Annotated in this window: 17 protein-coding genes and 1 pseudogene; 12 read left to right on the top strand and 6 right to left on the bottom strand. The window is 66.3% G+C overall.

The annotated features are described in order from the left end of the window. The first annotated feature begins 222 nt into the window (after positions 1 to 222). Complete coding sequence (dxr, locus tag ACLQ7E_RS13255) at positions 223 to 1,473, top strand: 1-deoxy-D-xylulose-5-phosphate reductoisomerase (protein ID WP_411733041.1); 1,251 nt, start codon at positions 223 to 225, stop codon at positions 1,471 to 1,473. Then, complete coding sequence (locus tag ACLQ7E_RS13250; RefSeq protein ID WP_411733046.1) at positions 1,467 to 2,849, top strand: M50 family metallopeptidase; 1,383 nt, start codon at positions 1,467 to 1,469, stop codon at positions 2,847 to 2,849. The genes dxr and ACLQ7E_RS13250 overlap by 7 nt, the downstream gene beginning before the upstream one ends. Before the next feature lie 120 nt (positions 2,850 to 2,969). On the opposite strand, the gene ACLQ7E_RS13245 is transcribed toward ACLQ7E_RS13250, so the two are convergent. The 3 genes from ACLQ7E_RS13245 to ACLQ7E_RS13235 form a co-directional block, all read right to left on the bottom strand. After that, complete coding sequence (locus ACLQ7E_RS13245) at positions 2,970 to 3,272, bottom strand: hypothetical protein (protein ID WP_411733040.1); 303 nt, start codon at positions 3,270 to 3,272, stop codon at positions 2,970 to 2,972. Positions 3,273 to 3,638: 366 nt separating this feature from the next. Beyond that, on the bottom strand, positions 3,639 to 4,988 hold the full coding sequence (locus ACLQ7E_RS13240; protein WP_411733039.1) for a flavin monoamine oxidase family protein: 1,350 nt from the start codon (positions 4,986 to 4,988) through the stop codon (positions 3,639 to 3,641). A 24-nt stretch (positions 4,989 to 5,012) separates the two neighbouring features. After that, a complete protein-coding gene (locus ACLQ7E_RS13235; RefSeq protein ID WP_411733038.1) occupies positions 5,013 to 6,080 on the bottom strand; it encodes an LLM class flavin-dependent oxidoreductase in 1,068 nt (355 codons plus the stop codon). A 96-nt stretch (positions 6,081 to 6,176) separates the two neighbouring features. Here ACLQ7E_RS13235 and ACLQ7E_RS13230 point away from each other — a divergent pair, with 96 nt between their 5' ends. Then, the gene (locus ACLQ7E_RS13230; RefSeq protein WP_411733045.1) at positions 6,177 to 6,767 is read left to right on the top strand and encodes a CGNR zinc finger domain-containing protein; all 591 of its coding nucleotides are present in this window, start codon (positions 6,177 to 6,179) and stop codon (positions 6,765 to 6,767) included. 52 nt (positions 6,768 to 6,819) lie between these two features. On the opposite strand, the gene ACLQ7E_RS13225 is transcribed toward ACLQ7E_RS13230, so the two are convergent. Then, on the bottom strand, positions 6,820 to 7,767 hold the full coding sequence (locus ACLQ7E_RS13225) for a GlxA family transcriptional regulator (RefSeq protein ID WP_411733037.1): 948 nt from the start codon (positions 7,765 to 7,767) through the stop codon (positions 6,820 to 6,822). 66 nt (positions 7,768 to 7,833) lie between these two features. Between ACLQ7E_RS13225 and ACLQ7E_RS13220 the strand changes: the two genes are divergently transcribed. From ACLQ7E_RS13220 to ACLQ7E_RS13180, 9 genes and pseudogenes are all read left to right on the top strand, one after another. Beyond that, a complete protein-coding gene (locus ACLQ7E_RS13220; RefSeq protein ID WP_411733036.1) occupies positions 7,834 to 8,523 on the top strand; it encodes an isochorismatase family protein in 690 nt (229 codons plus the stop codon). A gap of 132 nt (positions 8,524 to 8,655) precedes the next feature. Continuing rightward, positions 8,656 to 8,826: pseudogene (locus ACLQ7E_RS13215) on the top strand (ATP-binding protein); the annotation flags it as partial. A gap of 157 nt (positions 8,827 to 8,983) precedes the next feature. Beyond that, positions 8,984 to 9,274: a YciI family protein gene (locus ACLQ7E_RS13210; RefSeq protein WP_411733035.1), complete on the top strand. Its 291-nt coding sequence runs from the start codon at positions 8,984 to 8,986 to the stop codon at positions 9,272 to 9,274. Between the two features lie 164 nt (positions 9,275 to 9,438). Next, positions 9,439 to 10,584, top strand: coding sequence for a flavodoxin-dependent (E)-4-hydroxy-3-methylbut-2-enyl-diphosphate synthase (gene ispG / locus ACLQ7E_RS13205; RefSeq protein WP_411733044.1), 1,146 nt, complete (start codon positions 9,439 to 9,441; stop codon positions 10,582 to 10,584). Continuing rightward, positions 10,538 to 11,446, top strand: coding sequence for a GNAT family N-acetyltransferase (locus tag ACLQ7E_RS13200; RefSeq protein WP_411733034.1), 909 nt, complete (start codon positions 10,538 to 10,540; stop codon positions 11,444 to 11,446). Before ispG ends, ACLQ7E_RS13200 begins: the two co-directional genes overlap by 47 nt. A 92-nt stretch (positions 11,447 to 11,538) precedes the next feature. Further along, positions 11,539 to 12,339, top strand: a complete 801-nt coding sequence (locus ACLQ7E_RS13195) for a hypothetical protein (RefSeq protein WP_411733033.1) — start codon at positions 11,539 to 11,541, stop codon at positions 12,337 to 12,339. Between the two features lie 182 nt (positions 12,340 to 12,521). Then, the gene (locus ACLQ7E_RS13190) at positions 12,522 to 13,349 is read left to right on the top strand and encodes a hypothetical protein (protein WP_411733032.1); all 828 of its coding nucleotides are present in this window, start codon (positions 12,522 to 12,524) and stop codon (positions 13,347 to 13,349) included. 306 nt (positions 13,350 to 13,655) lie between these two features. Continuing rightward, entirely contained in the window at positions 13,656 to 15,455 is a 1,800-nt protein-coding gene (locus tag ACLQ7E_RS13185; protein WP_411733031.1) for a proline--tRNA ligase, read from the top strand. A gap of 2 nt (positions 15,456 to 15,457) precedes the next feature. Then, complete coding sequence (locus ACLQ7E_RS13180; RefSeq protein WP_411733030.1) at positions 15,458 to 16,276, top strand: sulfite exporter TauE/SafE family protein; 819 nt, start codon at positions 15,458 to 15,460, stop codon at positions 16,274 to 16,276. A gap of 98 nt (positions 16,277 to 16,374) precedes the next feature. Here the strand turns inward: ACLQ7E_RS13180 and ggt are convergent, their stop codons facing one another. Together ggt and ACLQ7E_RS13170 are read right to left on the bottom strand one after the other, a co-directional pair. Further along, entirely contained in the window at positions 16,375 to 18,204 is a 1,830-nt protein-coding gene (ggt, locus tag ACLQ7E_RS13175; protein ID WP_411733043.1) for a gamma-glutamyltransferase, read from the bottom strand. Positions 18,205 to 18,421: 217 nt separating this feature from the next. Continuing rightward, positions 18,422 to 19,651, bottom strand: a complete 1,230-nt coding sequence (locus ACLQ7E_RS13170; RefSeq protein WP_411733029.1) for a hypothetical protein — start codon at positions 19,649 to 19,651, stop codon at positions 18,422 to 18,424. Positions 19,652 to 19,740: the final 89 nt, after the last annotated feature.

Genomic DNA, 19,740 nt, shown 5'->3' with positions numbered 1-19,740 from the left:
ATGGCGGCACGACGGGCGAAGACGTACACGCTAAGCCCTAAGAGCACCACGCCACCCTTCGTGGCGGTCGACCGCGCAGTTAGCCTATCAAGGTGCAATTCGTTGGGGCCCTCGTTTCCCCTTCCGTTCCAGGGGAAACGAGGGCCACAGCTGCTTAAGCCGTCGACCCGCACTGCGGCCGCCGGACCGGCTCATTGGGTTGGCACAGCAACAGCGGACATAATGGGTCAGGTGAACAATGCGCAGTTTTCCGCCCCCCGCCCGGCCACGGCTTTCACCGCTCCGCTTCCCGGCACCATCCGCCGCGTCACGCTGATCGGCTCCACCGGGTCCATCGGCACCCAGGGCCTTGAGGTCATCGCCGCGGCGCCCGACCGCTTTGCCGTTGCCGCGCTTTCGGGCGGCCACAACCTGGGCCTGCTGGCCTCCCAAGCAGTGGCGTCAGGGGCAGCTGCAGTGGGCTGCGCCCACCCGGATATCGACGCGCTGGCCGCCGCCCTTGCAGCCGCCAAGGACGCGGCCGGGGCGCACGACTACGACCCGCAACTCTTCGCCGGGCCCGACGCGGCAACGCAGATTGCCTCCTTCCCGGACGCCGACGTGGTGCTCAACGGGATCACCGGCTCCATCGGACTGGCCCCCACGCTCGCGGCACTGAACGCAGGCCACCTGCTGGCCCTGGCCAACAAGGAGTCGCTGATCGTCGGGGGACAGCTGGTCAAGAACGCGGCGGCCCCCGGCCAGCTGGTCCCCGTGGACTCCGAGCATTCGGCCCTCGCCCAGGCGCTGCGCGCCGGCACCCCGGAGGAAGTACACAAGCTCATCGTCACCGCCTCCGGCGGACCTTTCCGCGGACTCGGGCGCGAGCAGCTGCGCGACGTCACCCCCGCCCAGGCACTGGCCCACCCGACCTGGGACATGGGCAAGGTCGTGACCACCAACTCGGCCACCATGGTCAACAAGGCCCTCGAAGTCATCGAGGCGCACCTGCTCTTCGACGTGCCGCTGGATCGCATCGAGGCGGTGGTGCACCCCCAATCCATCGTGCACTCCATGGTCGAATTCATCGACGGATCCACTATCGCCCAGGCCTCCCCGCCGGACATGGCCCTGCCCATCGCGCTGGGCATCGGATGGCCGGCCCGGGTACCCGGCGCCACCGCTCCGTGCGACTGGTCCACCGCGTCCTCCTGGACCTTCGAGCCGCTGGACGCGACGGCGTTCCCTGCAATCGAGCTGGCCAAGGCCGCCGCCGCCGCCTCGCCCACGCACATGGCCGTGTACAACGCCGTGAACGAGGAAGCCGTCGAGGCGTTCCACGCCGGGGCCATCCGCTTCACCGACATCGTCGAAACCGTCGAAGCGATCCTGCAGGGCTACGACCCCGAGCCCGGCACCCTTGACCTGGCTGCCGTCCTTGCCGCCGAGACCTGGGCACGAACCGAAGCCGCCAAGCGTTTGGAAACATTGTGAGCATCCTCCTTTTCATCCTCGGCGTCCTGATCATGGTCGTCGCCGTCGGCGCCTCCATCGGCCTGCACGAGGTCGGGCACCTGATCCCGGCCAAGCGCTTCGGCGTGCGCGTGCCCCAATACATGATCGGCTTCGGCAAGACGCTGTGGTCCTTCAAGCGCGGGGACACCGAATACGGGTTCAAGGCCATCCCCCTGGGCGGCTACATCTCCATGATCGGGATGTACCCGCCGGCCAGGAACAAGGGGCTCGTCGGCGCCACCGACGCCCCGATCCTGCGCAAGTCCTCCACCGGCATGTTCCAGCAGATGGCCGACGAGGCCAGGCACGCGGCGGCGGAGCAGCTGCAGCCAGGGGACGAGAACCGCCTGTTCTACAAGCTCCCGGTCTACAAGCGCGTCATCATCATGCTCGGCGGGCCGGTGATGAACCTGCTTATCGGCGTGGTCATGATCGGCATCGTCACCGTCGGCTTCGGGATGCCCGCGCAGACCAGCACCGTCGACGAGGTCTACCAGTGCGTGGTGCCGCTCGGCGAGGAATCCTCGCGCGACTCCTCGGTGAACAACGGCTGCCTGCCCTCCGACGCACCCGGCCCGGCCTACGCGGCGGGCCTGCGCCCGGGGGATGTCATCACCTCCTTTGACGGCGCCGAAGTGGGCACCACCGACTGGGTGGGCCTGACCCAGGCGATCCGCGGCCACGCCGGCGAATCGGTCCCGCTGGTCTACGAGCGCGACGGCGTGGAGCATTCCACCACCATCACCCCCTACAAGACCGAACGCCCGGTGATCAACGACGAGGGCCAGGTTGTCACCGACGCCTCGGGCGCCCCGCAAACCGTGGAGGTCGGATTCATTGGCATGGGCTCGGATGTGCGCAACATCCAGCAGCCGGTATCCGCTGTCCTGCCGGCCGTGGGCCAGCAGATCGCCGGGGTCTCGGCCGTGGTGCTCGACCTGCCCGCACGCGTTGCCGCGGTGGGCAAGGCAGCGTTCTCCGACACGCCGCGGGACCCCAACGGGCCGATCTCCGTGGTGGGCGTGGGACGCATTGCCGGGGAAATCAGCGCCATGGAACAGATCGGGGTCGCCGACAAGGCCGCCAGCCTGATCTCGCTGATCGGCGGGCTGAACATCGCCCTGTTCGTCTTCAACCTGATCCCGCTGCTGCCGCTGGATGGCGGGCACATCATTGGCGCGCTCTTCGAGTCCGTGCGCCGCCTCTTCGCCAAGCTCTTCCGCCGCCCGGATCCCGGGCCGGTGGACATCGCCAAGATGCTGCCGCTGACCTATGTGGTCGCCGTGGGCATGATGATCATGGGCGCGGTGCTGATCTACGCCGACATCGTCAAGCCGGTTTCCATCTTCGGCTGATGCCCACGGACTCGGCGCGGCCCTTGCCCTCATCCCACCACGGGATGCGCGCAGGGGCCGTTTGCGTTGGTCGAGCCCCAGCCGCCGGTAGGCATGGGAGCATCCCAGATTGCGCGGTCGTCATCGTGATCGAAGCTTGTTGGCCCAGCCATGGAGCAACTCCTCGAGGAAACGGATGCCTGCAGAGCGTTCCCTGGTGGACAGGGAATTCATCAGGTCGACGGCCACAGCGGCCAAGGGGGTCCGGCCTGAGCTGAATGGTTCGGTCAGGGGGGCATCACGGATCACCACGTTTCCTGTTGGGTCCTTGACCATGCCGAGCGCGGTGGCAAACTTCTCGCCATCGCCGACCATTACATAGCCCTCGGCAGACCCACAGCCGCCGGACAATCCAAAGCGCGCAGCCGTTGTCTCGTTTTGCATCGCTGAGCCTACGGGCGGAGCCGGTCCACGGTCGGCCTGTCCGAAGCATATTGAGCACGGCGACAGTGCTGACACCAGCCGCGCGGCGACTTCCTTCGTCGCACTCGAGTTCGTACACAATGGTTCTCATAAAAGAACCATTGTGTATATCGACTTCGTGTGACCGCGGGCCTCGGTCTTCGGCCGTGGCCCGAACAATACCCGGGGTCGTTCGTTCGTACCAGTTCCCGTTGCAGCGATCCACTTCAAGTAGCCAAGTATTCGGCGTCATTCATGGCTTCGGTGCGGAACTGTCCGCCGTCTTCCCGAGTCAGCGGTGACAGCCACCTCGATGCGTCCAGGTGGAATACGAGGCGGTAGCGATGGTCAGAAGCCGTCGTGGAGGATTTCGTCGGATGCCCGGCGGCCGGATCGGATGGCACCGTCCATATAGCCATTCCAAATTGGGGAGGTCTCCGCGCCGGCCCAGTGGATGCGGCCAACGGGAGCTGCGAGGGCTTTTCCATACTGCGTCCATGCGCCGGCGCCAAGGCGGCCGCCGTAGCAGCCCCGGGTGAATTCCTCGGCCGTCCAGTCCTGCTCCACGATGTCGAACGGCTCTGCCGCCTTCGGCCCGAAGTACTTCACCAGGGCCTCGATGACGAGCCCGCGGCGTTCCTCCGTGCTCATCAAGCTGGCGGTGCGGGCGTGGGAGCCCTCAAGGAAGCCGACCAACACTCCGCAGGAAGCGTCCTTTGGGCTGTTGTCCAAGACGACGTTGAACGCATCGTCGAAACTCAATACCGAGCCGTTGAGTCCGTCCTCGCGCCAGAAGGGCGTGTCGTAACCGACCTGGACCTTGATGACGGCCCCGGCCGGCATCTGCTGCGTGAGTGCGTCGCGCAGCGGTGGCAGGGGCGGGACGTAGCGCAAACGTCCGGCCAACGTTTGCGGTACGGCGACGATGACGTGCTCGGCCGTGATGCTACCTCCCTCGTACTCGACGACGACGCCGGTCCCGTCCTGGCGGATGGTCCGGACCACGCTATTGAGCCGGACCGAGTCGCCCAGGGCGGCGGACATCCGCTCGGAGATTTGGTGGGTTCCGCCAACGACGCGCGTCTCTTGGGCGCCTCCGGTGGTGTTCATCAGTGAATCCAGGCTGGTGCCGGATTTGACGTAGAAAAGAAAGTGCAGGAGCGAAAGCTCGGGGGACTCGGCGGAGAACAGTGCCGGGACGAGAATCCGGAAGAAGCGACGAGCGAGGCTGTCTTCCGTGTTGGCGACAAGCCACGATTCAAGGGTCTGCCGGTCCAGGTCCTGGGCATCCGCGGTTTCCCAGGGTTCTTCAAGATCCACCGTGGTGGCCAGGGCCTCCAGCTCGTCCCAGAGGCGGCCAACCTCCAAGGCCGACTCGGGCGGAAGTCCGAACGCATTATCCGCGTAGCGCACGACGTTTCCGTCGAACACTGTCAGGGCTTCGCCCTCGTCGAAGCTGGGGAAGGTCTCCAACTCCAGTTCCTTGATGAGCCCAAGGACCACATCCTGTGTCGGACCGACCCATTGGCCGCCCATCTCCACCGGCACGCCGTTGCTGAGAAATCCTCCCATGTTGCGGCCCGCCACCCGGTCACGGGCCTCAAGCACAACAGCGGTCTTGCCTGCGGCTACCAGCTTTCGGGCTGCGCTCAGGCCGGCCAGACCCGCACCCACGACAACTACGTCGACATCAAACATCTCAAGATCCTCCAGGTAATTGGTTCAGTTTGCGGGCATGCCGTAGTGGTCTGCGATTAGTTCCACGGTCCGTGCCTGGGCACGGCGCGAATGTCCCTGAACAACCAACATAACCTCGTCGACACCGGTTTGGGCCTGAAGCTCCTCCAAGCCGCCTGCCACCTCGGCGGCGGTTCCATGAATAGTCCGATCGGTATATTCCTCAATAACCTGTCGCTCATGAGTGTTTGCATCAAAGGCCTCCACTTCCTCGGGAGGAAGCAGGGAGAAGGACTTGCCCTGGAACATTCTCAGCATTGCCATGGCCCCTGACGCCGCCTGACGCCGCGCCTCGACCCGGTCATCGTCAGCGACAACCCCCACGCTAACCAGGCTGTACGGCTCGTCCAGGAAGTTCGAAGGGCGGAAGTTTTCGCGGTAGATCCGCATGGCAGTCAGGACGTCGGCGCTGCCAAACTGCAGCGCGAAGGCGTACGGTCGACCGAGCCGTGCGGCCAGCTGTGCGGAGTAGACCGAGGAGCCCAGAATCCAGATATCGGCGCTGGTCTCCGGTTGCGGGACCCGGTTCTGCTCGGCCTGCCAGGGACCCGGCACGGCCGGAACATCCCGGTAGGGGTGGTCGTCCGGGAAATTGTTTCCCAGGAATCCCAGTAGTTCTGCGACTTGCTCGGGAAAGTCATCGTTCACCGTGTGGCGACGGCGCAGGGCCGAAGCGGTTGCTCCGTCGGTGCCCGGAGCCCGCCCCAGACCGAGATCGATCCGCCCCGGGGCCAGCGCGTCGAGCATGCCGATTTGCTCGGCGACCACCAGTGGCACGTGGTTGGGCAGCATGATCCCGCCGGCGCCGAGCCTGATGCGCTTGGTTTCACCGGTGAGCCTCGCCATCATGAGTTGCGGCGATGGGATCGATGCGCCTGGCATGGCGTGGTGTTCGGACATCCAGAATCGCTGGTACCCGCGCCGGTCGGCCAGCTGCGCCAGCGAGATGACTTCATCGTAGGATTCCTGGGCTGAAACGCCGACTCCGGTGAGAGCGTTGTCGAGCACCGACAGGACGAAGGGTGCGGTGCCGGAAGGGCGTGGAAGATTCATGGACTACCTCACTTGTCACGGGATAGTGGTGTTTTTGCCGTTATATTCCACTGTAGGGGTTTATCACGGCAAAGCGCAACTGATACCGTGAGTACTATGACAAAGGTCGCCTTACCCCCCGCTCCCGGAACCGCCGAGCATTTGTGCCTGGCGTTGGCCAACAGCATCGTCATGCTCCCGGGCGGGCAACGGGCCGATGAACTGAACACCCCGGGGAACGCCACCGCATGGCTCATCAGCCACGATCTCGCGCCAGAAGGAACCGGCCTGCTGGCCTACTGCCAACTTCAGCTCACGGACCTGAGGGAGAACCTCCGGAGGGTGCTGGAGTCGCGGGCCGAAGGCGTTTCGCCGAGTGCCGGGGCTTTGGGCGCCATCAATCGTGCCCTCACGGCAGTGCCCAGCGCCGCGTTGTTGCAATACGACCCCGACGAAGGGCTGCTCCGGGTTCCGAGCCATCCCACGACCCAGCTCGTCGATCACGCCATGGCCCAAATCGCCGAGGATGCCGCCGCCTTGCTGACAGGCCCGGATGCACACCGCATTGCGCACTGCGCATCGGCACCGTGTGATCGGTTCATGGTTCGAACGCACGCTAGGCGGCAGTGGTGCTCAGAACGCTGCGGTGCCAGGCAGCGGGCCAATCGTGCCTACGCCCGCAAACTGGATAATGCTCCCGCCGGATGACCGGAGTGGTTCCAGGTCGAATACCGGGTAGGCGGCGACGGGAATCCGTCACCTAGCCTCGGGCGAAGCGGGTCCGGTATGAGGTCGGGGTCGTGGCGTAGGCCGCGACGAAGTTCTGCCGAAATGTCACAGGACTGCCGAAACCGCAGGACTCTGCAATGCGGGCAATGCTCCAACTCGTGGTTTCCAACAGCTGCCGCGCGTCGTCGAGCCGCCGCCCGAGCACCCAACGCGCAGGGGAAAGGCCGGTGACCTCCTTGAATCTGCGGGTGAAATTCCGTTTGCTCATGGTGGCATGGGCCGCCATGGCCTCCACCTCAAGGTCTTGGTCCAGGTTCGCCAATGCCCACTGAATCGTCCTGCCCAGCGGCCCGTCCAACTCCGGGTCAGGCAACGGCCGGGCAATATACTGCGCCTGGTCTCCTTCGCGGTGCGGAGCGATGACGATGCGGCGCGCCACGGCTGCCGCGGTCGCCGCACCCAGGTGCCTGCGCACGATGTGCAGGCAGGCATCCAGGGCAGAAGCGGTCCCGGCAGAGGTGAGCACGTCGCCGTGGTCGATATAGAGCGCGGACTCGTCGAACGACACGGCATGCGACTTGGCGGCCATGGCCTTGACGGCCTCCCAGTGCGTCACCGCCGTACGGCCGTCAAGCACGCCGCTGCATGCCACCGGATATGCGCCCAGGCACAGGCCGGCGATGGCGGCTCCGCGTTCGTGGGAATCCCGTACCAGTCGAAGCAGGTCCTCGGACGGTACCGGTAGGTGGGACAGCCAGGACGGGAACACCACGAGGTCGGCATCGCGAACAATGTCAGGACCGGAAGTCTCCCCAATCACGTACCCTTCGGCACTGCGCACCGGCTGGCCAGCTTCGGTGAAAACCCTCGCTTCCCAGTCATCGGCGAGGCGTAGCCGACCCACTTCGCCGAATACGAGCAGCGGCGCTGCCAAATGGAACATGGGCATTCCGTCGAAGGCGTGAATGGCGATCTTCATGTTGGCCCATTTCCATCGAAAGAGTGCATATATGCCGCTCACGGTACCAGAGCTGGCGTTGCCAAGATGGAACCAGCACACAAGATCACCAAGGAAATGGAGCCCGCCATGGCTGAATTGCGCCGAGCACTTGTCATCGTCGATGTACAGAACGATTACTTTGCAGAAGGAGGACCGCTGGAGATCCAGTACCCGGACCGCAACGAATCGTTGGCCAACATCACTAGCGCCATCGAACTTGCAGAAAAGCAGGGAATGCCGATTGCCGTCGTGCAGCACCAGTACCCGGCCGGCGCGCCGGTGTTCGCCGAGGGGTCCGAAGGCTGGAAGCTGCACCCGGAGATTTCCTCTCGCCGCAAGGAATCGTGGAAGCACATCGTCAAGAGCTATGCCAGTGTCTTCGCCGGCACCGACTTCGAGGCCTGGCTGCGGGAAAACGACGTTGATGCGATCACCGTGGTCGGCTACATGACCAACAACTGCGACCTGGCCACCGCGGCGGCAGCAGAACCGCTGGGTTTCGGGGTTGAAGTGCTCTCCGACGCCAGCGGCGCGATCCACTTGGCGAACGAGCTGGGCCAGGTCGACGCGCAGCAGCTGCATGAGACCCTGATGGTCCTCCTGCACTCCAACTTTGCCACAGTTGCCAGCACGAACGACTGGGCACGGGCCGTCGCGGCCGGCACCGCGCTGCCCAAGGGCGACCTGGGTTCATCCGCTGTCCAGGGACGGGCGATCTTCGCGCCGGTCGCCTGATCCATTCGATGCCCTTGATCTGAGACTCGGGGCTGTACCCGAATATCCCGGAGACGGCCCCGAGGAACCGCCTTCAACGTGTTTGAGGAAGGCCGCGACTACTGTTTCGAGCAGGAGCGCTACCGCATCTTCATCGAAAAACAGTTCAGTCGATGCCCACCGCTCTATAGCAGGGTCGGATTCGCCCACGAATACCGCCGGCTCGTCCAGGAAGAACTCCACTTTGTCTTGCAGCGAAGATGGCGCGCACTGGGCCAAACCCAGTATCCCGAGGACTTCACGGCTGCCCAAGCCATCATGGCCTCCGGACGATCAGAAACCGCATGATTGCGTCGGCATTCTCGGTAGGCTCGGATTACCGAGTCGTCGCGCTTCTTGCTTCCGAAGCATCGGCCGTTGGAACGGTCATGAGGCGATTGCCTGCGTTCATTTGCGATTCCCACCCATTAGGCTGTTGCCCATGAGTGTTTTCGCAGTTGAATATGTGTACGCCGCCGATTCCGATGCCATCCGAGATGAGCACCGCCCCGGTCACCGCGAGTTCCTGTCCGGATTGGCCGGCGACATCTCGATGGTCGCCTCCGGCCCCTACGTGGATGGTTCCGGTGCCCTGTTGCTGATGTCCGCACCCAGCCAGGCCGCACTGGCCGAAACCCTGAGGAATGACCCGTTCGCGATCTGCGGTTCCATTGCCGCCCTGCGGATCACCGAATGGAGCCCGGTCACGGGTGAGCTCAGTCACCATGCCTAGCTAGCTTTCCCGCGTGATCACGGCACTTTGCCGCCGTGCGCGCGCGTCCGGCTTCGCCCTGCGAGATTACGGCCCCCCGGGCCGGGCCGCGGGGGGATAATGGAAAAACTTCCATTCTCAACACCTCGGAGGAAATCTTGACCTCGATCCCGGTCAGCCTCGGCATGCCATCGACGCCACCCCCGGTCCTCGCACCGCGACGCAAGACCCGACAGATCAAGGTCGGCTCCGTCGGCGTCGGTTCCGACAGCCCGGTCAGCATCCAGTCGATGACCACGACGCCGACCACCGACATCAACGCCACGCTGCAGCAGATTGCCGAGCTCACGGCCACCGGCTGCGACATCGTGCGTGTTGCCTGCCCGTCGCCCGACGACGCGTTGGCGCTGCCGATCATCGCGAAGAAGTCGCAGATCCCCGTGATCGCCGACATCCACTTCCAGCCGAAGTACGTCTTCGCCGCCATCGATGCAGGGTGCGCCGCGGTCCGCGTGAACCCGGGCAACATCCGCAAGTTCGACGACCAGGTCAAGCAGATTGCCGCCGCCGCCAAGGCCGCCGGCACCTCCATCCGCATCGGCGTCAACGCAGGTTCGCTGGACCCGCGCCTGCTGGAGAAGTACGGCAAGGCCACCCCGGAGGCCCTGGTCGAATCCGCCGTCTGGGAAGCCTCGCTCTTCGAGGAACACGACTTCCACGACTTCAAGATCTCGGTCAAGCACAACGACCCCGTCGTCATGGTCCGCGCCTACGAGCTGTTGGCCGAACGCGGCGACTGGCCGCTGCACCTGGGCGTCACCGAGGCGGGACCCGCCTTCCAGGGCACCATCAAGTCCGCCACGGCCTTCGGCGCGCTGCTCTCCAAGGGCATCGGCGACACCATCCGCGTTTCGCTCTCGGCCCCGCCGGTCGAAGAAGTCAAGGTCGGGGCGCAGATCCTGCAGTCGCTGAACCTGCGCCCGCGCAAGCTCGAAATCGTTTCCTGCCCGTCCTGCGGCCGCGCCCAGGTCGACGTGTACACGCTCGCCGACCAGGTCACCGCCGGGCTCGAGGGCCTGACGATTCCGCTGCGCGTCGCCGTCATGGGCTGCGTCGTCAATGGTCCGGGCGAGGCCCGCGAAGCAGACCTCGGCGTTGCCTCGGGCAACGGCAAGGGCCAGATCTTTGTGAAGGGCGAAGTCATCAAGACGGTGCCCGAAGACCAGATTGTTGAGACACTGATTGAAGAGGCGATGCGCATCGCCGAGGAAATGGGGAACGTGGATGGAGAAAATCCTGTCCAAGGTGGCCCCGTGGTTACCGTCAGCTAGACGCAACCCGGGCGCCGGAGAGTCGCTCTCCGCAGATATCCGCGTCCTTGGCGATGCGGATACCGCGGCTCTTCGCGCCCTCGTTTCCTGTGACCCGGTCGCGAACATCTTCATGGATGCGCAGCTGGCAGTCACCGGATCCGCCAAGCCCGGCCTGGGCGGCTCGCTCATCGTGGGCAGGTTCGACGGCGGCCTGCTGGTCTCGGCCTGCTGGATCGGGGCCAATATCGTCCCGATCAATGTGACAGCCGAGGATGCCGAGGAATTCGGGCACGTCGTGAAGTCGCTGAACCGGAGTTTTGCCTCCTGCTTCGGACCCGCCGATGCGGTGATGGGGATGTGGAAGGTGCTCGCCGAGGGGCCGCAGCAGGCCTTCAGCGTGCGCCCCAACCAGCCCCTGATGACGCTTTCAGGTGCTCCCGCCATCGAGCCCGACACTTCCCTCCGGGCCAGCCACGCGGGGGAGTTCGATCTGGTGCTGCCCGCCTGCGCCCTGATGTTCGAGGAGGAGCTGGGCTACTCGCCGCTGCTCAACGGGGGATCGTTCTACCGCTCCCGGGTCCGCTCGTTGATCCATTCGGGACATTCGCTGATCTCCCTCGATGCGCGCGGCGAGATCCGGTTCAAGGCCGAACTGGGCACCGTCACCACCCGGGCCACACAGATCCAGGGTGTCTGGATGAACCCCGAGCACCGCGGGAACGGGATGGCCGCAGGCTACATGGCGGCGGTCGCCGACTACGCCCTGGCCCTGGCCCCGACCACCAGCCTCTATGTCAATGACTACAACGCCCCGGCCCTTGCCACCTATCGCAAGGTCGGATTCGAAGAGGTCGGCGAATTCGCCACCATCCTCTTCTGACCCCTCCGGCGGTCGCCGGCAACCCCACCCACCACGGACACGGCGTACCCCAGAACGGGTCGCCAACCGGAAAGCCAGACCTGACGTCCCACATGCCACGGACCCACGAAACCATTCGCAAGACCCTCACCGCGCTGGGGGCCGCATGCCTGCTGCTGGCCCTCGCCGGCTGCACCGATGCCCCGGCCCCGGGACCGGCCACCCAATCCCCGAGCTCCGTCGAGGTGCCGGTCACCGCACCCGGCTCCGAAGGGTCGACCGAAGGCCCCTCGGCCTCGGCCGCCCTGGAGTACCTGGATGCCGCGGCACTGAAAAGTGCCGTGCAGCAATGGGCCAACGCGACCCCTGGAACCGTCGTCAACGACCATGAAACCCTGAGCAAGCAATTGCCGGCGGCGGAAAAGTGGCTCGAGGGCATCACCGTCGTTCCGGCCAAGTGCGGACTCTACGGGCTGGGCAGCCTCAAGGACCAGCTGGACCAGGCCGCCATGGCTGCGGCAGTCCTGCCGCAGAACGCCGGCGGGGACCTCACGGTGGCCTCCTACCGTGACCGTGCGGCCCTGGTGGCCGACGTGGCGGCCCAGCAGCACCTGGACGAATCCTGCGGCACCTACACCGTTAGCGCGGGCGCCCAAAAGATCGTTTCGAAGCTGTCGCGGCTTGAGGCCACGAGCTCCGCGCCGTACACCTCGGCCACGATGCTGGAAAGCGTGAACGGGAAGGCCAAGAGCAAGCAGGTGTCGGTTCGCGTGATCGACGGGCACCTGATGCTCACGGCAACCCGCGCCGTGAAGGACACCCCCGTAGCCGCCGCCGCCCAGGCGCTCGAGGATGCCGAGGGCATGCTGGGGATCCTGCGGACTGCACAGCCCGCGGCGACCCCCGCTCCATAGCCGCAGCAAGCCCGGCCCCGGTGTTCCCGCCCCGCCACCGGGCCGGTTTTGCGGTGCCCGGGCGGGTTGTTAAATTAGGGCCGAATATTTCCTCCCACGACTGGTTTTAATGTGTAAGGTGTTGCCCATGGCCGCAATCCACGTGGCCGTGCCGCGTTCCACTCACACGCCTTGGGGAAAAGATGAAGAAGATAGCTCTGTGGGCCCTGCCCATCGCCGCAACACTTGCCGTCGCCGGGTGTTCGGGGGCTTCGGCACCCGATGAAGCCACCCAGCCAAGCCCGACCATGGCTGTCGATGCCTCATCGAGCTCGTCCGCGCCGCCGACCGATCCCGGATCCACCGGGCCATCCGCACCCAGCGCCAGCGGAAGCGTCGAGGCCGCCTCGCAGGAAGAAAACGCCACGTCGGACAAGCAGCTCACGGCAAACGACCTGTTTGCCGTCGCGGAGGCAGTGGAGAGCAGATCTGGCACGGGTGGCACCCGGATCCTGAAGGATGCGGACCTGAGGGCAAGTTTTCAGACGGTTGAGGAAATCGTTGCGGGGATGAAGGTCAGCCCGGCCGAATGCGGTTCCTTCGCCATGGCCGGCATGAGCGAAACACTGGAGCGCGTCAATATGGCTATCGTGGTCTTGCCCGCCGAATCCAACGACCTCACCACCAGCGTGACCATGGCGTCCTACGACACCGCCGACGTCCTGGACCAGTTGCAGGCGCAAGCCAAGGAAAACACGGGCGACTGCAGCAAATTCACCTTGACCATGCAGGGACTGGAAGTCTCCGCCGTCGTCAAGAAGGTCAAGGCCAGCACCACGGCGAAAACCACGACTGCCACCGTGACCGACGTGGAAGTCATGGGCCAGAGCGTCACGACCCTGACGGTTGCCGGCTACGACGGACGGAGCAACGTCACGGTCAGCATCTCCCAGCCCAAGGACGTGGACACGGCAGTGAAGAAGGCCGAGAAATACATCGACCTCGCCCTGAAGCAGATGGCGGACAATTAGGCGGTCGCTCACCCGACGCGGCACCGGCCGGCCGGCACCCCTCGGGAGGTGCCCGCCGGCCGGTGGCGCGCTGTCCCCGATGCCAAGGGGCACCGGGTCGGCCACGTAAGATGGGACAAGTGCCTTGCGGTGCCATGCTTCCCCCACGGATCCCCGTGCGGGGGCGCCGCGGCCCGCCCTGCCCCGGCGCGGCCGCCCGATGGCCCGGCGCAGCGGCTTGGGGCGAACGCCACGGGCACCGAAGATTTGCACACCCCCACCACTATGTTGTGGTCTGGAAACAGGCCGCGGAAATGGAAAGTTAGCGTGGTCCTAAAGCTCTCCACCCTGTTCCTGCGCACGCTGCGCGAAGATCCGGTCGATGCCGAGGTCGCCAGCCACAGGCTGCTCGTCCGTGCCGGGTACATCCGCCGTGCGGCACCGGGCATCTACACCTGGCTGCCGCTGGGCCTGCGCGTGCTGAGGAAGGTGGAAAACATCGTCCGCGAGGAGATGAACGCCATCGGCGCCCAGGAAGTCCAGTTCCCGGCCTTGCTTCCGCGCGAGCCCTACGAGGCCACCGGACGCTGGACCGAGTACGGCGAGGGGCTCTTCCGCCTCAAGGACCGCAAGGACAACGACTACCTGCTGGCCCCCACCCATGAGGAGATGTTCACCCTCCTGGTCAAGGACCTCTACAGCTCCTACAAGGACCTGCCGGCCTACCTCTACCAGATCCAGAACAAGTACCGCGACGAGGCACGCCCGCGCGCCGGCCTGCTGCGCGGCCGCGAATTCATCATGAAGGACTCCTACTCCTTCAACATCGATGACGAGGGCCTGGAAGAGGCCTACCAGGCGCACCGCGCCGCCTACCTGAAGATCTTCGCCCGCCTGGGCCTCGAGGTGCTCCCGGTCTTCGCGACCGCCGGTGCCATGGGTGGCTCGAAGTCCGAGGAATTCCTGCACCCGACCCCGATCGGCGAGGACACCTTCGTGCGTTCCTCCGGTGGTTACGCGGCCAACGTCGAGGCAGTGACCACGATCGTGCCCGCGGACATCGACTACACCGCTGCCCCGGCCCTCGAGGTCAAGGACACCCCGAACACCCCGACCATCGAGACCCTGGTCGCCTGCGCCAACGAGATCGCCCCGCGCGCCACAGGTGCCTGGAAGGCAAGCGACACCCTGAAGAACGTCGTGCTGTCCGCCACGCTGCCCACCGGCGAACGCCAGGTCATCGCCATAGGCCTGCCCGGGGACCGCAACGTCGACCTCAAGCGCGTCGAGGCCAACATCTCGGCACACCTGGGCACCGGTGGCGAGGTCGAGCTCGAGGCAGCAACCGAGGACGACCTGAAGAAGCACCCGACGCTCATCAAGGGCTACATCGGCCCGGGCAACGGTCTTCAGAACGCGGTGCTCGGCACCGAGTCCGCCTCCAAGATCCTGTACCTGGTCGACCCGCGCGTGGTCTCCGGCACCTCCTGGGTGACCGGCGCCAACGAGGACGGCAAGCACGTCTTCGGCCTGGTCGCAGGGCGCGACTTCACCTGGGACGGCACCATCGAGTGCGTCGAGGTGCGCGCGGGCGACCCGGCACCGGACGGCTCCGGCCCGCTGGCCACCGCCCGTGGCATCGAGATGGGCCACATCTTCCAGCTCGGCCGCAAGTACGCCGAGGCGCTGGACCTGAAGGTGCTGGACCAGAACGGCAAGCTCAAGGTCGTCACCATGGGCTCCTACGGCGTGGGCGTCACCCGCGCGGTGGCGGCCCTGGCCGAGTCCTACCACGACGAGAACGGCCTGGTTTGGCCGCGCCACGTGGCCCCTGCCGACGTGCACCTTGTGGTCACCGGCAAGCAGGTCGAGCTCTTCGAGGCCGCACAGAAGATCGCCGACGAGCTGGACGCCGCCGGCGTCGAGGTCATCTACGATGACCGCCCGAAGGTCTCCGCCGGCGTGAAGTTCTCCGACGCCGAGCTCATCGGCGTGCCGACCATCGTGGTCATCGGCCGCGGCCTGGCCGACGGTGTGGTCGAGGTCAAGGACCGTGCCTCGGGGACGCGCACCGACGTTGCCGTTGACGAGGTCGTCGCGCAGCTGATCGCACTGGCCAAGGCCTAGGCATGATCGAGGCGGCGGCGCTGCTTGATGGTTCCGGGCTCCAGGGAATGGAGCCCGGAACCATCGCGCTGATCGTTTTGGCAGGCTTCGCCGCCGGCTGGGTCGACGCGGTGGTAGGCGGCGGGGGACTGCTCCAGCTCCCCGCCCTGCTGCTGGTGCCAGGCATCTCCCCGGTGCAGGCCCTTGCCACCAACAAGCTGGGCTCCGTCTTCGGCACCACCACCAGTGCGGTGACCTACTACCGCCGTGCCCACCCGGATTTGAGGACAGCCATCCCGATGGCGATGGTGGCCCTCGCAGGTTCCTTCGGCGGCGCGATCCTGGCGACGCTGCTGCCCTCGGAGGTCATCAAGCCGGTCATCATTGCCGCGCTGGTTGCCGTGGGTTTGTTCACGGTCTTCCGGCCCACCGCCGGGGAGCTGACTGACCTGCGTTATTCCGGTTCCCGGCACTACGCGGTGGCGGGCGTGATCGGGCTGGTGATTGGCGGCTACGACGGGATGATTGGCCCGGGCACCGGATCGTTCCTGATCATCGCCATGGTCGCCCTCATGGGCTACAACTTCCTGGTCGCCAGCGCCAAGGCCAAGATCGTGAACATGGCCACCAACCTCGGCGCGCTGGCATTCTTCCTGCCCTCGGGGCACCTGCTCTGGGGGATCGGTTTGGTGCTGGGCGCGGCGAACATGGCCGGCGGCTACCTGGGCGCGCGCATGGCGGTTTCCAAGGGCAGCAAGTTCATCCGCATCGTCTTCCTCACGGTGGTCGGCGCGCTGATCCTCAAGCTCGGCTACGACGTGCTGTTCCCGGCTTCCGAATAGGCCGGAAAACACCCAAAGGTGCGGCTCCCCAGTCATCAAACCCGCGTACCGGTTCGATGGCCGGGGAGCCGTTCTTCGTAGAAAGGGCTTCGCCGCAGCTAGCGCGTCGGCTTGAGCACCATGGCCGATCCGCCGCCGCGGCGCGTCGGCTCGGCAGCCGCGGTCATTGTTCCGTCGGCGGCGAACTCGATGGCCTCGAGCGCGCCAATCTCCGCCTGCGGGGTGAACGAATCGCCGGAAGCGACGAATTCATGGCCGAGGGCCTCCAGCGCCGCTGCCTGGGAATCGATGAACTCCGGTTCGGCCGTGACCTTGGCCGTGTTGCGCTGCGAGGCGCGCGGTGCGGCGATCGCCTCGGGCAGGCTCATGCCCAGGTCCACGCGGTTGACCAGGGTCTGCAGCACGGTCGTGATGATGGTCGAACCGCCCGGGGAGCCCAAGGCCAGCAGCGGCTTGCCGTCGGAGAGCACGATGGTCGGGGACATCGAGGAACGCGGACGCTTGCCCGGATCGATCCGGTTGGGGTCGGTCGGGTTGTAGACGGTGGAGAAATCGGTCAGCTCGTTGTTCAGCAGGAAGCCGCGTCCCGGAACGACGATTCCCGAACCGCCGGTCTGCTCGATGGTCAGCGTGTAGGAGACCACATTGCCCTGCGCATCGGCCACGGACAGGTGGGTCGTGGAGTAGTTCTCGGTGTCGGTCTCCTCCGCCGGTGCGGCGGTGGCCGCCGGGCACAGCCCGTCGTAGTCGGCGACGTCGCCGGGGGCCACGGGCTTGGTGGCAGCCTGGTCGGAATCCAGCGCGCAGGCGCGTTCGGCGCCGAACAGGGCATCGGTCAGGGTGCCGGTGGGCACGTCCACGAATGCCGGGTCGCCCACGTACTTTCCCCGGTCGGCAAAGGACAGCGCGCTGGCCTCGAGGTAGTGGTGCAGCGCGCCCGGGCCCTCCATGGCGGAAAGATCGTAGTTTCCCAGGATGTTCAGGGCCTCGCCGACGGTGGTGCCGCCGCTGCTGGAGGGAGCCATGCCGTAGACCTCCAGTCCGCGATAGTCCACCTTGGTGGGTGCCTGCCGGATGACCTCGTAGTCGGCGAGGTCCTGGGTGGAAAGGTGGCCGACCGGCACGGGAAGCTCGGTGTCCTCGGCGATCGGCGGGGCCTGGACGGCGTTCGCAATGTCCTCGGCGAGGGCCCCGTGGTACAAGGCCTGGATCCCGTCGCGGGCCAGCAGCCGGTATGTGTTGGCCAGTTCCGGGTTCTTCAGGATGCTGCCCACCTTCGGGGCATCGCCCCCGGGGAGGTAGAGCTCGGCGGTCGAATCGAACGCTGCGAAGCGCTCCTGGTTGTCCAGCGTCTGTTCGCGGAACGTCTCGTCCACCACGAAGCCGCGGGTGGCGGCCTTGATCGCCGGCTGCAGGGCCTGCCCGAGGCTGAGTGACCCCCAGTTCTCCAGGGCCTGCTGCCAGGTGGCCGCCGTGCCGGGCACGCCCACCGAGACGCCGCTGGTCACCAGCTCGGGGGTGAAGGGATAGGGTTCCCCGGTCTCGGGATCGATGAACGCGTCGTGCGGCATCGTCGCAGGAGCGGTTTCCCGTCCGTCAAGGGTGCTGACCTTTCCGGAGGCGGCGTCGTAGTAGACGAAATAGCCGCCCCCGCCAATGCCGGCGCTGTATGGCTCGGTGACGCCGAGGGTGGCAGCCGCGGCGACGGCGGCGTCCACCGCGTTGCCGCCCTTGCGCAGCACGGCGATTGCAGCCGCCGAGGCCTCGGCATCGACGGTGCTCACGGCCCCGCCGGTGCCGATGGCGACGGCCTGTTTTTCGGTTTGCCGTGGCTCGGCGGCGGCCGGAGCGGCGGTGATCGCCCCGGTGACAAGGGTGAGGGCGGCGGCGCAGGCCGAGGCATGAATGAATCTGCGTGACACAGGGATCTCCTTGTTGGCTGTGCGAGTGGGATACTGCCAACGTATTGCCCCAGCGACCTCCGCCCTGCCGTGACACGCCTCACATGGCGGGTTCTTTTGGGCGTGGATCAGCGCTCGGAGTGCGCGCCGACGGGGCCGACGCGACAGGAAATCCACGGGCTTGGGCCGCTTTCCGGGTGTCCACGAAGATCCCCAAAACGCCCGGGGAAGGAAGCTCTTGCCGCTAAAGGCCGGAAGATACGGGGGATCCGGTCACTGCACCCGTGGCCGTGGCCGCGGCCGCGCCGTCCACCAGGGTGAAGTCAGGTGCGATTCCGGTGACCTGACGGGCGTGGAGCGCCTGGGCCCAGGCTGCATCCAGGAGGTAGGCGCGGGCTTCCCCGCCTTGGGTCGCCGCGGCGTCGCGCAACAGCAGTGCCAATTGCGCTTCGCCGCTGCGTGCTGCATCCATGGGGTTCTGCACGGCGTCGGCCGGCAGCTGGTAGGCGGCCTGACGCAGGGGAGCGCAGCCGAGTTCCGCCGCAAACTGCCCCTCAACCGCATGCGCGAAATCCACCAGCAATTCGGACCTGTCCCAGGCGGCGGTGCGCAGCCCGGCACTGGTTCGCGCCCCGGCAACGTCGTAGGCGTAGCCCATCCGGTAGGCGGAATCGGCGACCGCGCCCAGCAGCTGCCCGGAATCAGGTGCCTCGGATCCCGCGGGTGTGGGGGAGGGGCAGGCGGACACAGCGAACGCGGGCATCTTTGCCAGTACGGCCGGATCGGTGGTGGCTCCGCCGGCGGCGGACGCTGACCCTGGGGTGGATTTCGCAGCCGTAGCCGAAGCCGAAGCCGACGCCGCTGCAGGTTCGGCGGTGCCGCCGGGTGCTGGCAGGGCGTCGATTGCCGCCGGCGTTGCCCCCGAGGCGGAGAGCACCGTGCGGGCCTGGATCAGCAGTTCCAGGCCGGCCCCGGAGAGCCTGCGGGCCTCCTGCGCGGGCGCCCCAAGGGACTGGTTTAGCAGGGCGGTTCCGGTCTGGGCCAGGCGCAGGGAAAACTCTGCCGGGGTCAATGGCGGGACCGCGGAGGGCTCGGCGGAGGCCTCGGAGGCCACCGATGCCAGCGAGATTCCCGGTGTGAGTAATTCGACATGCTCCAACAGCATGGTGCGGGTGCCCTGCAGCGCGGCGGTCGTCTTCGCGGTGCCGGAGGCACTCGGGGTGTCGATCATGAGGGTCAGTGCAGCGAGCAGGACGGGCAGTTCCGCGGCCGGGTCCGGCGCGGCCTGAACGACCGGCTCGGTGCCAAGGATTCCCTGCCATGTAGGGGATTCGCGGTTCAGGTACACCCCGGTGCCGAGCGTTCCGGCGGCCATCGCAACCACCGCTGCCAGCGCCAGCAAGGGGCGTCTGACACCGCGGCCGCGGGGTCGGCGCGAAACACGATCACTGGGGTCCTTGGGGTGCTGATCCATCACATCGATCATCCCATGGACCCGGGCGGCGGACGGCCCGTGACCCATCGGGCAGACGGATGGCCCCAAAAGTCGCTACCCTAGGATTC

This window comes from Paeniglutamicibacter sp., from assembly GCF_046714615.1.
Lineage (GTDB): Bacteria > Actinomycetota > Actinomycetes > Actinomycetales > Micrococcaceae > Paeniglutamicibacter.
Note: the sequence above shows the minus strand (reverse complement) of the source record. Positions and strands in the feature narration are given on the sequence as shown.

What these genes read in the sequence shown, in the direction of transcription:
- dxr (WP_411733041.1), top strand. Translation starts at nt 223, where the DNA reads ATGGGTCAGGTGAACAATGCGCAGTTTTCCGCCCCCCGCCCGGCCACG.
- ACLQ7E_RS13245 (WP_411733040.1), bottom strand. Translation starts at nt 3,272, where the DNA reads ATGCAAAACGAGACAACGGCTGCGCGCTTTGGATTGTCCGGCGGCTGT.
- ACLQ7E_RS13240 (WP_411733039.1), bottom strand. Translation starts at nt 4,988, where the DNA reads ATGTTTGATGTCGACGTAGTTGTCGTGGGTGCGGGTCTGGCCGGCCTG.
- ACLQ7E_RS13235 (WP_411733038.1), bottom strand. Translation starts at nt 6,080, where the DNA reads ATGAATCTTCCACGCCCTTCCGGCACCGCACCCTTCGTCCTGTCGGTG.
- ACLQ7E_RS13230 (WP_411733045.1), top strand. Translation starts at nt 6,177, where the DNA reads ATGACAAAGGTCGCCTTACCCCCCGCTCCCGGAACCGCCGAGCATTTG.
- ACLQ7E_RS13225 (WP_411733037.1), bottom strand. Translation starts at nt 7,767, where the DNA reads ATGAAGATCGCCATTCACGCCTTCGACGGAATGCCCATGTTCCATTTG.
- ACLQ7E_RS13220 (WP_411733036.1), top strand. Translation starts at nt 7,834, where the DNA reads ATGGAACCAGCACACAAGATCACCAAGGAAATGGAGCCCGCCATGGCT.
- ACLQ7E_RS13210 (WP_411733035.1), top strand. Translation starts at nt 8,984, where the DNA reads ATGAGTGTTTTCGCAGTTGAATATGTGTACGCCGCCGATTCCGATGCC.
- ispG (WP_411733044.1), top strand. Translation starts at nt 9,439, where the DNA reads ATGCCATCGACGCCACCCCCGGTCCTCGCACCGCGACGCAAGACCCGA.
- ACLQ7E_RS13200 (WP_411733034.1), top strand. Translation starts at nt 10,538, where the DNA reads ATGGAGAAAATCCTGTCCAAGGTGGCCCCGTGGTTACCGTCAGCTAGA.
- ACLQ7E_RS13195 (WP_411733033.1), top strand. Translation starts at nt 11,539, where the DNA reads ATGCCACGGACCCACGAAACCATTCGCAAGACCCTCACCGCGCTGGGG.
- ACLQ7E_RS13190 (WP_411733032.1), top strand. Translation starts at nt 12,522, where the DNA reads ATGAAGAAGATAGCTCTGTGGGCCCTGCCCATCGCCGCAACACTTGCC.
- ACLQ7E_RS13180 (WP_411733030.1), top strand. Translation starts at nt 15,458, where the DNA reads ATGATCGAGGCGGCGGCGCTGCTTGATGGTTCCGGGCTCCAGGGAATG.
- ACLQ7E_RS13170 (WP_411733029.1), bottom strand. Translation starts at nt 19,651, where the DNA reads ATGGATCAGCACCCCAAGGACCCCAGTGATCGTGTTTCGCGCCGACCC.